Below are 14086 nucleotides of genomic sequence, written 5' to 3'. Positions count from 1 at the left end.
CCATGGTTCAGGCAATGATGTTTGAAATCTTTGTACTAGCCATTGTGAATGAACTGTATTTCAGCCGCATTCGTACACCTGAAGTGCTAGCCGAAGGTGAACGTCGTTTAAAAGCTAAAATTGAACTTTTAAAACAGTATGATGCCGAGCAAAACCGGAATGATCCACCATTCCTGGTGTCAGACTTTGGTACCCGCCGTCGTTATAGTTTTGACTGGCAAAAGCATGTGGTCGAAGAATTCAATAAAGCTGCACCACACGTGTTCCGTGGGACCAGTAATGTGTATTTAGCCAAAGAGTTGGGCATTACTCCGATTGGCACCATGGCGCATGAATTTCTGCAAGCCTTTCAGGCCTTGGATGTGCGTTTGCGTAATTTCCAGAAAGCCGCCCTGGAAACTTGGGTACAAGAATATCGCGGTGACCTAGGAATTGCCTTGACTGATGTGGTCGGGATGGATGCTTTCCTGCGTGACTTTGACCTGTACTTTGCCAAACTGTTTGATGGCTTGCGCCATGACAGTGGCGATCCCTATGAATGGGGTGACAAAGCTTATGCACATTATAAAAAGCTGAAAATTGACAGTAAGACCAAGATGCTGACCTTTAGTGATGGTCTGAATCTGGAAAAAGCCTGGAAATTGCATCAATACTTTAAAGATCGCTTCCAGGTCAGTTTCGGGATCGGCACCAATCTAACCAATGATATGGGGCAGACACCGCTAAATATCGTATTGAAACTGGTGGAATGTAACCGTCAATCCGTGGCGAAAATCTCCGATAGCCCAGGCAAAACCATGACGGATAATGATACCTTCCTGGCATATTTGCGTCAGGTATTCAATATCTCAGAACCTGCCTAAAAATATCTGCTTTATTAAAAAAACCGCTTCAATCATGAGGCGTTTTTTTCTTAGAGGATGGTCTTTCTTGAATTAGCTTTAGCTAAAATTATGCTAAGGATCTAGATAAAAACAACATAATTGAAAAAATGAGCTGTGCTAAGATCAAAAGGATTTGACCGCAATGACAACTACTAAGATGACAGCTTCCGCCTTTGACTTTGGTCTGCTGATTGAAGCAGAAGATTTGGTTCCACATTTGGGGCACGAAAAACTTCGAATTATTGATTTAAGCCGGGCGTCGGTTTATGAACAATTGCATATTCCACATGCCTTACATCTGCAACCCAAGCTGCTGGTTCGCCAGGAGGAAACAGCCATGGGCCTGTTACCGGATGCGGAAGGGCTGGAAGCTTTAATTCGTTACCTGAACATTTCTCCTGACCATCATGTCGTGGCTTATGATGATGAAGGCGGTGCGTGGGCAGGGCGTCTGCTCTGGAACCTGCATTGTTTGGGCTTTGAAAATACCAGTTTACTCAATGGCGGTATCCATGCCTGGCTGGGTGCAGGACTACCGACTTCATCAGATCAGGAAACGTTTACACCTGTCGATCATCTGGTTCCGGTTAATCTTGAAAGAAAGGCTGAATTTCAGATCGATTATAATGAACTAAAACAACTCATTGAAAATGAAAATATTCAGGTATGGGATTGCCGTACAGAAGATGAATATACTGGCCTTCGTTTGGCCGCGCGACGCGGTGGTCACATCCCGGGCGCACGTCATTTTGAGTGGAGTACTGCCCTTAACCGGCAAAATCATTTAAAATTACATCCTTTACCACGTACTCAGCAGCGTCTGGAACAACTGGGATTTGATCTGGATCAACCAGTTGTGGTGTATTGTCAGTCCCATCACCGTTCAGGTCTGACTTATATTCTGGGTCGCTTATTCGGCTGGAAAATTCGAGCCTATGATGGTGCGTGGAGTGAATGGGGCAACCGCCTCGATAGTCCAATCGCTACAGGAGAGGTGCCATCTTGAGCATCACATCGCGTCTAAAACAACAACTGTTTATCCAGGCCCAAAAGGTGGTGCCACAGCATCGCCTGTCCCGTGTGGTGGGAAAAATTGCAGCCAGCGAAAATCCGATTGTAAAAACAGCCGTGATCGCAGCGTTCAAGACCAAATACGGGATTGATATGTCGATTGCTGAGCAGACGAATGCCTTAAAATTCAAATCATTTAATGATTTCTTTACCCGTGGACTAAGAACCGGGGTGCGTGCGGTCGATGCTGATTCAACTGCGATTGTGTCTCCGGCAGATGGCGCGATTTCCCAACTGGGTAAAATTGAAAATGGCAATGTGTTCCAAGCCAAAGGTCAGAAGTTTACGGTTGAAAACCTGATTGCTGATCCGCAACTGGCAGAACCATTCAAGAATGGTGAGTTTGCGACAGTGTATCTGTCACCACGTGACTATCACCGTGTTCATATGCCATTCGCCGGAACTCTAACAGAAACCTTATATGTGCCGGGTGAACTGTTCTCGGTCAACCAGACCACAGCCGAAAATATTCCGGGCCTGTTTGCCCGTAATGAACGTATGGTATGTCTGTTTGATACCGAACTTGGTCGTATGGCAGTGGTTCTAGTTGGTGCGATGATTGTGGCTGGCATTGAAACTGTAGCGACTGGCAAAGTAAAACCCTCTGGCCGTATTGAGCTAAACCAGCATAATCTTTTCTTAGCAAAAGGTGCAGAGCTGGGCCGTTTTTACCTAGGTTCAACCGCTGTTATTCTGTTTGAAGAAAACAAGATGCAATGGGATGAGAAGTTTAAAGCCAATTCAACCGTATTGATGGGTGAGGCGCTAGGTCACACTATTTAAGTTCCCAAAGCCTCCCTTTTTTAAAGGGAGGTTGAAGGGATTAAATATTTGCTGACTCAGAATAAGTAAATCCCCCTCATTCCCTTTTTATTAAAGGGGGAGATTTTCTCTCCTTTTAGGAGAGGGAAAAAAAGCGCCATCTGGCGCTTTTTATATTTAAACCTTATCGTTTGACCACGATCGAATCAATACCACTATGCTGTAAGGTTTGCTGTGCAATAATCGCAGATTCTGCTGAATCATAAGGTCCAGACACGACACGATACCAAACCTTGCCATTTTCCACGCTGCGGACTACATCTGCAGATAAACCGTTGAGAATAATTTCTGCACGGCGGGCATCTGCCTGATCCGGGTCATCAAAACTACGAACTTGTAAAATATAGCTTGCAGAAGCAGGAGTTGGGGCTTCGGTTGTATCCAGACCTGGCTCAGTTGCTGTTTCTGATTCATCAACTTCAGGTCTTGGTGCCTCTACAATCACCACTGCTTCCTGATTTTTTGCTTCAGGAACCGCCTTTTCAGGAATCGGTGTCACTTGCTGCTGTGGCAATAGATCATAAAAACGGTAGTCTTTATTGGTATCTTCTTCTTGAGAATGCTCAGCCGTAGCCTGGTTTTTAGGTTTAACAGGTTCCCATGGCTTCCACAGCATGAGTGCCATTAAAAAACTTAACACGATTAAAATGATCACGAGTGTGCCGAGCCAGGTAGGAATAAGTGGCTTTTTGGGCTTATTCGGTCTTTCAGATACACCGCGCTGCGTTTTTCCAAACACTTGGGATTTCCTCTTATTTATCGGGGCAAATAGAAAAGGCATAACAGCAGTTATGCCCCTACTATGACTTCATCCTATGTGATCGTGATAGAAAAGTCATTATCTAGATCACAAATCACACAGAATTTTAATTTATCTGCATCTTCAAACACATAGCTAAAGTTACAAAATATTTATTCAGCAGATAAACGGCAATGACTAGCATGCTGACTTCGAGCAGAGCTCTCCGTCTTGCGTCAATGTAAAAGCAGTGCTTTACATTTTCGCTTCGAGCTTAGCTCTCGCCTTGCGAGCATGCAAAACAGTGTTTTGCTTACATGCTCTCAGGCGCCGATACACCAAGCAGTTCCAGACCGTTACGCAGTACTTGGCGAACATTTACAGATAACAGTAAACGTGCCTGAGTCAATTCTGCATCATCGCCCAGAACCTTGTTGTCGTTGTACCAGCCATGGAACAGCGCAGCCAGCTCTTTTAGGTAGTTACCAATCTGATGTGGTTCATAGCTATTTGCAGCACGAACGACAATCTCTGGATAAGCCGCCAGTTTTGCCAGAATTTCAGTTTCCGCTTCCAGCTCAAGTTTAGCTGCCAGACCACGTGCAGTGGTGACGTCAAAGTTCACGCCTGTAGACGCTGCCTTTTCTAACATACGACAGATCCGCGCATGCGCATACTGGATGTAATATACGGCGTTGTCTTTGCTTTGAGATACGGCAAGGTCAAGGTCGAAGTCAATATGCTGTTCAGATTTACGCATAACATAGTAGAAACGCGCTGCATCATTCCCGACCTCTTTGCGCAGGTCACGCAAAGTCACGAACTGGCCTGAACGAGATGACATCTGTACCATCTCGCCACCACGCCACAGGCTGACAAACTGAACCAGAAGTACAGTCAGTTTTTTCGAGTCATAGCCCAGAGCATCAATCGCGGCTTTTACACGTGCGATATAACCGTGGTGGTCTGAACCCCAGATATCAATGATATCGGTATAGCCACGTTGTAATTTGTTTAGGTGATACGCAATATCAGACGCGAAATAAGTGGTTTGACCATTACGGCGTTTCACTACGCGGTCTTTTTCATCACCAAATTCAGTCGACTTGAACCAGATGTTGCCATCTTTTTCATACAGGAAGCCACGCTGATCTAGAGTTTGTAGCGCTTCATCAATTTTTTCAGTCAAAGTCGCTTCACTGAACCATTGATTGAAAGTCACCCCGAATTCACCAAGGTCATCTTTAATATCATCAAGGATGGCTTTTAACGCAGCTTGATGGAATACGCGGTAACCTTCATTTAATAAAGTTTGTGAGTTAAAGATCAGGCCATCAATGTGCTTTTCTTTATCGCCTGAAACCACCACCTTATTGCCTTCAGCATCCGGTTCGGCAGCGTACTGTACATCTTCAGGGACATCTTTATAAACGTCTGCAACAGGGCGAACATAGATATCGCCGTCTTTATCAATAATGCTTTGTGCGATTTCTTTGACGTAGTCACCTTGATAGGCATTTTTCGGGAACACCAGTTCCTGACCCGTCAATTCTAAATAACGTAAGTAAGTTGAAGTCGCCAGAATATCCATCTGACGGCCAGCATCGTTGACGTAATATTCGCGATCAACTTTGGCACCTGTCGCTTCAAGCAGATTTGCAACAGTCATACCATAAGCAGCGCCACGACCATGACCTACGTGCAGGCTAGAAGTCGGGTTCGCAGAAACAAATTCAACCTGAACGCGTTTTTCCGCATTGGCCTGGGTACGACCATACGTTGCCTGTTGAGCCTGAATCTGATCCAGCACAGCAAAACGCTGGTCTGCATTTAAAAAGAAGTTAATAAAGCCTGGGCCTGCAATTTCTGCCTTGCTGATATCCGCCACTTCAGGCAGGGCAGCAAGAATTTTTTCTGCTAAATCACGCGGTTTCATACCCGCAGCTTTAGACGCGATCATGGCAATATTTGATGCAAAGTCACCGTGGTTGCGGTCTTTGGTACGCGTCAAATTACTTGTATTGTTCCAGTCAGATGGGAGTACGTTTTGTGCCTGTAAAGTTTGCACTGCATGATCGAGAGCTGCTTGGATTGCCGTATTCATAATCAGTCGAAAATAGATATCGCAGAAAAACAGCAAATATAGCAAATTTCCGACTCTTTAGGTAAAACCATTTATGGGGAATAAAAAATATACGATTAGTAGTCTATGGTTTCTATCCCTCGGTCGGTCATCAATGAAGGATCACATGAGAAAGAGGAGAATAAATAAGTTGCAAATTTTGCTATAAAAAATGAATCATCCAGCAATCAAAATAGCCTATATTAGCCTGATTGAAACTATAAAAAGATCAGCATGGATTCAAAACAGCGCCCGACCATTATCGGCAATATTCCCAAACTTCCAGCCAAATGGGCCTTGGTCATTGTGCCTTTTATCCTGTCCTGCCTGATGAGTGGAATTATTTCCATGATTAACATGCTGCGTAATCTGGGCTGGATTGAGGGCTTTATGGCACTCTGGTTTCATAACTGGATGATTTCCTGGGCGATTGCTTTTCCGATTGTGGTGACGCTTTTACCTTTTGTACGCAAATTTGCCGGCTTGCTGGTCGATATGTCAGGAAATCAGCCACCCAAATAATTGTTTTCTATCAATGAGAATTAAGAAAGAAGTTCTAGAAGGTAAAAAGCATTCACTAACAGATGGGCTCTCTAACTAAAAATCAATTAAATCAGATGCTCGACTGCAGCACGGATGATTCCAAGGATCAGACCAATACAGGCCCCGACCACGACACCATTGACCCGGATCATATGCAGGTCACCACCGACTTCGTTTTCAATCTTGTCGATCATCTCAGTCGAATCCCATTCATGAATACGTTCACTAATAAAACGGATCACTTTCTCACTGTACTGGTCACTCAAATCGACAGCGATACCACTGAGACGGTTATTCAGTAACTCACGCACTGAGGTATTTGAAATAATATTCTCACCGACTTGCTGAATGGCGACTCGCAGATTCTCCGCAATCCCTGAATCCGACTTTTGCAAATCCGCCTTGATGGCATCGCATAAAATGACCACTGCACCACTGATAAAGTTTAGCACTTGCGGGCTGTCGAGTAGAGCATCTTTGGTTTCATTCAGTCGCTGGCTGGCTATACTTTCAGAGTCTGCCAATTGCTGCATCAGTTCTTGAGCAGTTTCTTCAATTTTAAGCCGCCAAGGATGGTCGGGATCTGCCAGCATGGCTTCCACCCGCTGAATTACTGAATCGATACTGCGTTGCTGCACATCAATGCCGATCCAGCTCGCGCCTTTGGCCAGACGCCAGACGCCCATTTCCTTGAATAAAGTGCGGGTCAGCTCACGGGTCTGTTCCGGATGTGAGGTCATCCAGGCATGTACTACATCCAGGCCACGTTGCAGCACATCCTGATGGAAATCATTTTCCAAAACAGCGCGCAGCATTTCGCTGGCCAAGGTATTGATCTGGGTATTTTTGACCCATTGCACACTGTTGCTCTGGATAAACCCGGCGATCTGTTCCTGCCCGACAAATTCAAATACTTTAGGTACAGTCTGCTGAATCACTTGTGTGACCTGAGCATTATTCTGTGGATTGGCTAGCCAGCGGCCGGCAGCCAGACTTAAATCGGTACTGGCCAGACTACGCTGCACGATTTGCGGGGAAAGGAAATTTTCCTGCACAAAGCGACCCATAGATTCGGCAATCCGGGCTTTATTACGTGGAATAATTTCAGTATGGTCACGTAAAAATTTTGGAATCGGTAGCCGGCCAAAAGGATTGCGGAACAGCACGGTAATTGCATACCAGTCCGCCAGACCACCGACTACACCTGCTTCGGCAGAGAGCATCAGAATATGAATCAGCCAGACATATTCAGGCAGCAGTTTGGCAGTAATCATCAGCGCCAGCCAAGCCAGTACTGCGACGACCAGTGCAATAGTCGCAAAACGTTTACTGCGTTGTAAGCTCGGTGACGGCTGCTCTTTCTGCATAAATCATCCTGTTATTGAGGCGTGGCCGGTTGCGGTTGGAGTACTTGGCCGGATGGACTTACTCCATATTTAGCGCCAAGTGATTGTAAAATCAAGCGGGCATCAAAGGCATCTTTCGGCTCCTGACCGGCTTTAAAGCACTCAATGGTATAAGCCACTTGAGCAGGATCTAAAGTGACAGTATAGGGCTGGTCATAGAATGGATCGGGCCAGAATCCCGGATAGCGACGGGAATAACCATAAGGACGATAATAGCCGTATGGATAGACGCTAGGCGCTGGATAGACAATCGCCTGACGCGGTGGTTGCTGGGTACGGTTGCTTGGATCGTTCAGTACCCGGAAAAACTGGAAGCCATTTTGTACCGTAGTTTGAGCAGCTTTTAGCAGGGTAATTTCTTCGGCTGTACCGAAACTCATATTAGGTCGCGCCTGAAAACTGATGCGATAAGTGTTGGCATTCAGTGGAGTAGTGCTGTACTGGCCGAGCTGGTCAAAGGTAAGCGGCTTGGACGGTGTCGTTGCACAGCCAGAAAGCAGGGCAGTCGTCGCAAGGGTCAGGGCAATGACGGTTTTTTTCATCTTCGTTCTCCTGATAGGATGATCCAGCGAGTTACAGACCTCTAGAAGCTGCTATCTGGCTGGGTCAGGAAACTCAATTCTTCCTCGGTGGATTCACGGCCCAGAATCTGGTTGCGATGTGGGTAGCGTCCGAAACGGTTAATAATGATTTTATGCTTGATTTCATATTCGAGGTTTTCTGGATTGCCGAGGCGCTGAAATAATTTTAGCGCAAATTCATGTATTAATTTAGATTCGCTATGCATGAAAGGCATATAAAGAAAGGAACGTTGCTCCGGACTCAGCTGTTTATCCAGATCTTGGCTGATGGCTTCCTGAGCCAGTGCCAAAGCCAGACTGTCCTGAGCAAAAGCACGCGGCGTATCCCGAAAAATATTGCGTGAGAACTGGTCCAGAACAATGATTTCAGCTAATCGACCATCAGCATTCTTACGCCATGACCACAGTTCAGCTCTACTCGCCTGTTCCAGAATATCACCAAATTTTTCCTTCAAACTTTGGTCGAACTGGTCACTTTTGGCAAACCAGTTGGGTTGAGTCTCAGGACTAAACCAGAAGTCTAAAATATCTTGATAATTCATAATGTTTACAATTTATTAGCATTTATTTGTTAATAAAATCACAAATTTCACATGTCTTATAGAGAAACTTTGTGTTAAAAATTTGCCCAACTAAAAATCAATGGTTTGCTTGAAAACTAGGCAGGGCAGCATGTGCTGTCTGGAAATCGCGGTATACTAAGCTAAACCGATGATTCTATTTTAATAGTTACCCCCATTAAGCGAGATTGTAATGAGTCAACCTGAATCGACTGCCCATGATGTATTACCGGAATGGGTAGATTCGTCGCTCATCAAAGGAATGCTGCGCGGTATCGAGCGTGAGAGCTTGCGTATGCAAAGCAATGGTTTCCTGTCACAGGAACCGCATCCTCATGCCTTAGGTTCAGCTCTGACACATCCGCATATTACGACCGATTATTCTGAAGCCTTGATGGAGTTTATTACTCCACCGAAAGAGAGTATTACTGAAGCTCTACACTATCTGACCGACATTCATGCCTTTGTACATCGTCATCTGAAAAATGATGAAAAGCTCTGGCCGATGTCTATGCCTTGCATGCTTGACAGCAAGGATGAAAATATTCCATTGGCGCAATATGGCAGTTCCAATATTGGCTTATTTAAAACGCTGTATCGTCATGGTTTAGGCGTGCGTTATGGTCGCCGTATGCAGACCATTTCCGGGGTTCACTATAATCTGTCTTTCCCGGATCATTTCTTTACAGCGCTACAAGAACAGGAAACCGATGAAGAGCTGCGCGCTTTAAGCCTGCAAGATTATCGCAGCCATCGTTATATGGGGCTGATCCGTAACTTTATTCGTTTAACGCCACTGGTAATTTTCCTGGTTGGTGCCAGTCCAGCAGTGTGCCAGTGTTTTATGACTGGACGTGATCACCATTTATTTCCGCTGGTACGCGGTACTTTATATACGCCTTATTCGACTGCATTACGGATGGGACGCTTTGGCTACCAGAATTCAGCGCAGAAACAGCTCGGTATTCACTACAATAATCTGCAGGATTATCTGGAAGGTCTGCAAAAAGCGGTCAGAACACCGTACAAACAGTTTACCCGTCTGGGTCTGGATGATGCCAATGGTCAGCCAATTCAGATCAATGACCATGTGCTACAGATTGAAAATGAATACTACAGTCTGGTGCGTCCAAAGCAGGTACCTAAAGAAGGTGAAACTCCATCGCAAGCCTTGCAAAATCGCGGGATCGGCTATGTTGAGCTGCGTGCTGTAGATGTCAATCCGTATAGCGCGATCGGGATCAATGAAGATACTGCCGGCTTCCTGGAAGTAGTGGCACTGTACTGCTTATTGCAAGACAGCCCGGCATTGCTGGATGCCGAACAGGAAATCATTGACCAGAATCAGGCTGAAGTGGTCAATCGTGGCCGCGCCTATAACGCTGCGATTATGGAAAATGGCCAGCGTTATATGATTGAAGACTGGTGTAATCTGCATTTGCAACGTATGCAGCCACTGGCTCAATTGCTCGATCAGGCTTATGAAACTGATCTATATAGCAATGCTATGCAAGCGATGCAGATCCGTGTTGATGAAGTTGATGCGACTTTATCAGCCCTGATTGTCGGAGATATTCGTAGCCACAGCAGCATGTGGCAGTTTGGCCAGCATCTGGCTCATCAGCATAGCAATCTCTATGAATCACATCGATTAAGCAAAGAAACACTTAAATATTTCAATGAATTGTCACAAAAGTCATTGCAGCAACAACAGCAGCTCGAGCAAGATAACACGATCAGTTTTACTGAATATTTAGCCCAATATCGATAATAAATAAGAGGATTAACCATGCAATGGGGTTATCGCTTCGTGAGTGGTGTGTTGTTTTTGGCATCTGTTGCCGGGATGGCATTTGCTTTATATCTTGAGCATGGACAGGGCCTGAACCCTTGCCCATTGTGTGTGTTTCAACGAATCGGATTGATCGGATTAGGGATTATTTCCCTGATTGCCTTGCTGCATAATCCGAAATCCAATGCCATGAAGCGTGGTTATGCTTTCTTAGGCTCGCTCAGTATCTTATGGTCAGTCGGTGTCGCTGCACGACATGTCTGGCTACAGAACCTGCCACCGGATCGAGTGCCGAGCTGTGGCCCAGGTCTGGATTACTGGCTGGAAACTTTGCCGATGAAATCGGTATTACAGCAGGTGCTCAATGGTTCAGGTGAATGTGCCGCTATTGACTGGACTTTCTTGGGGCAATCTTTACCAGTCTGGTCATTGGTGTTCTTCAGTATTTTATTGCTGATCAGCCTGTGGCAGTTATTTCGCAAATATCAGACTGCGCCCGTCAAACGTCTAAGAGATAAATACTGATTTTCAAAATTGGAATCAAAAAAGCCAGTCTACAGACTGGCTTTTTTTATTACTCTCTTAAGAGGCGAACCAAATTTTTTACCTTCGATCAGGTCAGGGCAATGCCTTCAATACTGTCCAGATCGGTCACATATTCATGAATTTGCGTATAGGCTTCATCTTCCACACTTGGATAGAACCAGCGCACAATCTGTTCAGCTACCAGTGGATGATACTGAATTTCAAAATGATTTAGGCCATAGAAAATCGCCTTATGCGCATCAGGTACTTTCAGGTCAAAACGCGGATGGGGATGTTCGCCCAAGGCACTTTTGACACTGACCAGATAATCGCCGATCACATTAAGCGTTTTGTTGGTATGGTGTTCAAACTCGATCGTACCTGCCACCAGATAGGCATCGATATGCGCAGGAATCGGTGCAGGTTTACGGTTATCGTCCATAAAGCCAATCCGTACCGGATTATATTCCCAGTCATCATCCCGGACACTGCCATGACGTAAGTCCAGAATCCCGTTACTACGAATATTCACCACATGTCCCACAATTTTCACTAAAGGAAAATGTCCAATTTTTTCCTGCAAGCTAAAACCAAAACGTTCCAGTACCGCACCATGATGCGGTGAGCCCAGACAGACCAGATTTTCCACCATCGGAATCCAGTCATAGACATTCTGTTTGCCATAGAATAGGGCACTGCGTGACACCAGACCGCCCATACTGTGTCCGATCAGATCAATACTGGTAATTCCCGGATTACGCTTGACCAGATCTTGCAAGGTATTGGCCAGACTGCGGCCATTGGCTGAAATGCGGCGTCCGGTATTATAGTTCAGGTACAGCATGGTGTTATGGTCGCGCTGAGCCAGCAATTTTTCCCCAATACCCGGGTATTTACGAGTTGACCAGTCCAGATGGTTCATGCACAGACCATGCACAAATAGGGTAATGCGTCCGGTTAGCTCACCTTGTTGCAGAGAACCATAATGATCGTAAATAAGCATCGGCAAGGCGAGAGGATTCTGATATTTCAGCAGATAATCGCCAATAATCCCGTTCAGGGCACTGACCATAAAATACATGGTCGGGGTCAGGGGTTTATTATGTAATTTGGGAAATCTTTCAATAATGCGGCGCAGTCCAGGCGCGATCAGGGTATTGCCATAATGAAAGATCATGTCATAAGACATTTGATACAGACGTACGATATAAGGAATATTCTGGAAAGTTTTGGAATTTTTTTCACTCAGCCCGAATACGCTCATTAAAATTTCACGCTGAATCGATTTAATCAGTTCCTGTACTACATCACTAAAGCGCATGGTGACCAATTGTGCCAGGCCTTCCAGGACATCTGCCTGGCTAAGCGGAGTTCGGTCCCATCGACAATAGGTTTCATGCAATGGCGTTAAACTTGGCATTTGATCCTATCCTTTATATGAGCCGTAGGCATCTTTCTTTTTTGAGCACTTCGCGGTATAAATTCTTTTTTCAGTATTCTTGATTCTCAATTTATTCGGAATACTCTTAAAATAGCGAGAATTGCATAACATTAAAGGCTTTTTTGTCAGACAATTTAAGCAATTAAGTTAAGTGGTTATAAAATGAAGTGTATTTCACACTTTTAAATTAAATTTTGACATTTTGTTTGTTTTTTATTGATTGCCGATGAATATCATTTACCTGCATGGGTTCAAGAGTAGTAGCAGCTCGATTAAAGGCCAGTTATTGGAACAATACTGTGCCAAGTACCCGGATATTCAGGTGCATTTACCCGATTTGAACATGCCGCCGATGGCTGCAATTCAGAAGATTGCTAAATTGATCCAGTCGATGGATCAGGTGGCATTGGTCGGCAGTAGTCTCGGGGGATTCTATGCGACATATCTGGTCGCTCAAGCACATGTGCCGGCTGTACTGATCAATCCGGCAATGCGACCATGGCAGCTGTTTCGTGAACTGTTTGATGATGAATTGCCCCTGCAGGTTCATCCGAACTGGTGCCTGAATGACGCAGATCTTGGCCAGCTCGAAGCCATGGCGCTACCAACTGCACAAGATGCAGACAAAATATTAGTGCTGTTACAACAAGGCGATGAAGTTTTGGATTATCGTGCAGCACATCGCTATTATAGTTCAGCTCGTCCACCTGCACTGCTGATGACTGAGGCCAATGGCAGCCATGGCATGGATGATTTTGCGGAGAAAATTCCGCTGCTCTTACAGTTTTTATCCGACTGCATAAAAAAGGAAACCGAATAACGTGTCTCAATATACGGCTCAATCTCTTGAAGTTTTATCTGGTCTAGATCCGGTGCGTCGTCGTCCGGGCATGTATACCGATACCTCTCGTCCAAACCACTTGGCGCAGGAAGTGATTGATAACGCGGTCGATGAGGCACTGGCGGGACATGCCAATAAAGTCACGGTCACGGTGTATAAGGATGGTTCATTATCTGTTGAAGACAATGGCCGTGGTATGCCCGTCGATATTCATCCGGAATATGGTCAGAGCGGGATTGAAATTATCCTGACCAAACTGCATGCCGGTGGTAAGTTCAGTACTGATAACTATCAATTTTCTGGCGGTCTGCACGGGGTGGGGATCTCGGTCGTCAACGCGCTTTCTAGCCGCGTAGAAGTTGAAGTTCAGCGTCACGGCAACCTGTATAAAATGGCCTTTGAAAATGGTGAACCGACTGCACCACTAGAAGTGCTGGAAGGCAAGGCACCGAAACGTGCCACAGGGACAACTGTTCATTTCTGGCCGGAAACCAAATATTTTGATTCTCCAAAATTCGCGCTTAAAGCCTTAAAACATAACTTAAAAGCCAAAGCGGTATTGGCTGCTGGTCTGCAAATTAACTATATCGACCAGATCAATGATGAAAAGATCACCTGGCAGTTTGAAAATGGTCTGGTCGACTATTTGATGGATGAGCTGGAAGACCGTGAAATCATTCCGGCCCCTGCTTTTGTGGCGACAGGTGATGCTGAGCGTGCCAGTGCAGAATTTGCCATCTGCTGGAATGTGGAAGGTGG

At 45.3% G+C, this 14086-nt stretch carries 14 protein-coding genes; 8 read left to right on the top strand and 6 right to left on the bottom strand.

Annotated features, from left to right (window positions below):
• The 3 genes from pncB to asd form a co-directional block, all read left to right on the top strand.
• On the top strand, positions 1–863 hold an 863-nt coding region (gene pncB / locus B4J23_RS05460; protein WP_291359159.1), incomplete at its 5' end, for a nicotinate phosphoribosyltransferase.
• Positions 864–1041: 178 nt separating this feature from the next.
• Positions 1042–1890 (top strand): sulfurtransferase, encoded by an 849-nt coding sequence (locus B4J23_RS05455; protein WP_034589857.1) that lies wholly within the window; start codon positions 1042–1044, stop codon positions 1888–1890.
• Positions 1887–2738: an archaetidylserine decarboxylase gene (asd, locus tag B4J23_RS05450; protein WP_004781426.1), complete on the top strand. Its 852-nt coding sequence runs from the start codon at positions 1887–1889 to the stop codon at positions 2736–2738. The genes B4J23_RS05455 and asd overlap by 4 nt, the downstream gene beginning before the upstream one ends.
• Before the next feature lie 163 nt (positions 2739–2901).
• On the opposite strand, the gene B4J23_RS05445 is transcribed toward asd, so the two are convergent.
• Entirely contained in the window at positions 2902–3516 is a 615-nt protein-coding gene (locus tag B4J23_RS05445) for an SPOR domain-containing protein (protein ID WP_004781427.1), read from the bottom strand.
• A gap of 313 nt (positions 3517–3829) precedes the next feature.
• A complete protein-coding gene (gene argS, locus B4J23_RS05440) occupies positions 3830–5620 on the bottom strand; it encodes an arginine--tRNA ligase (protein ID WP_291359155.1) in 1791 nt (596 codons plus the stop codon).
• Between the two features lie 252 nt (positions 5621–5872).
• Between argS and B4J23_RS05435 the strand changes: the two genes are divergently transcribed.
• On the top strand, positions 5873–6160 hold the full coding sequence (locus tag B4J23_RS05435; RefSeq protein WP_125278848.1) for a DUF2798 domain-containing protein: 288 nt from the start codon (positions 5873–5875) through the stop codon (positions 6158–6160).
• A gap of 86 nt (positions 6161–6246) precedes the next feature.
• Here B4J23_RS05435 and B4J23_RS05430 read toward each other — a convergent pair whose 3' ends face one another.
• The 3 genes from B4J23_RS05430 to B4J23_RS05420 are packed head-to-tail and all read right to left on the bottom strand — an operon-like array spanning position 6247 to position 8710.
• Positions 6247–7548, bottom strand: a complete 1302-nt coding sequence (locus tag B4J23_RS05430) for a DUF445 domain-containing protein (RefSeq protein WP_180104727.1) — start codon at positions 7546–7548, stop codon at positions 6247–6249.
• Between the two features lie 11 nt (positions 7549–7559).
• Positions 7560–8129, bottom strand: coding sequence for a CC0125/CC1285 family lipoprotein (locus B4J23_RS05425; protein WP_291359150.1), 570 nt, complete (start codon positions 8127–8129; stop codon positions 7560–7562).
• 41 nt (positions 8130–8170) lie between these two features.
• Positions 8171–8710 (bottom strand): DUF924 family protein, encoded by a 540-nt coding sequence (locus B4J23_RS05420; RefSeq protein WP_291359148.1) that lies wholly within the window; start codon positions 8708–8710, stop codon positions 8171–8173.
• Positions 8711–8921: 211 nt separating this feature from the next.
• On the opposite strand from B4J23_RS05420, the gene gshA reads away from it, so the two are divergent.
• A complete protein-coding gene (gene gshA / locus B4J23_RS05415) occupies positions 8922–10499 on the top strand; it encodes a glutamate--cysteine ligase (protein WP_180025286.1) in 1578 nt (525 codons plus the stop codon).
• Positions 10500–10517: 18 nt separating this feature from the next.
• Positions 10518–11045, top strand: a complete 528-nt coding sequence (locus tag B4J23_RS05410; protein ID WP_004781437.1) for a disulfide bond formation protein B — start codon at positions 10518–10520, stop codon at positions 11043–11045.
• An 88-nt stretch (positions 11046–11133) separates the two neighbouring features.
• Here the strand turns inward: B4J23_RS05410 and B4J23_RS05405 are convergent, their stop codons facing one another.
• Complete coding sequence (locus tag B4J23_RS05405; protein WP_262737984.1) at positions 11134–12465, bottom strand: GPI inositol-deacylase; 1332 nt, start codon at positions 12463–12465, stop codon at positions 11134–11136.
• Positions 12466–12712: 247 nt separating this feature from the next.
• On the opposite strand from B4J23_RS05405, the gene B4J23_RS05400 reads away from it, so the two are divergent.
• Both B4J23_RS05400 and B4J23_RS05395 read left to right on the top strand, forming a co-directional pair.
• Positions 12713–13306 carry a YqiA/YcfP family alpha/beta fold hydrolase gene (locus B4J23_RS05400; protein WP_180030972.1) on the top strand — a complete coding sequence of 198 codons (594 nt, stop codon included), beginning with the start codon at positions 12713–12715 and terminating at the stop codon, positions 13304–13306.
• A 1-nt stretch (position 13307) separates the two neighbouring features.
• On the top strand, positions 13308–14086 hold a 779-nt coding region (locus B4J23_RS05395; protein WP_291359142.1), incomplete at its 3' end, for an ATP-binding protein.

The organism is Acinetobacter sp. UBA3025 (assembly GCF_002367915.1).
Lineage (GTDB): Bacteria > Pseudomonadota > Gammaproteobacteria > Pseudomonadales > Moraxellaceae > Acinetobacter.
Note: the sequence above shows the minus strand (reverse complement) of the source record. Positions and strands in the feature narration are given on the sequence as shown.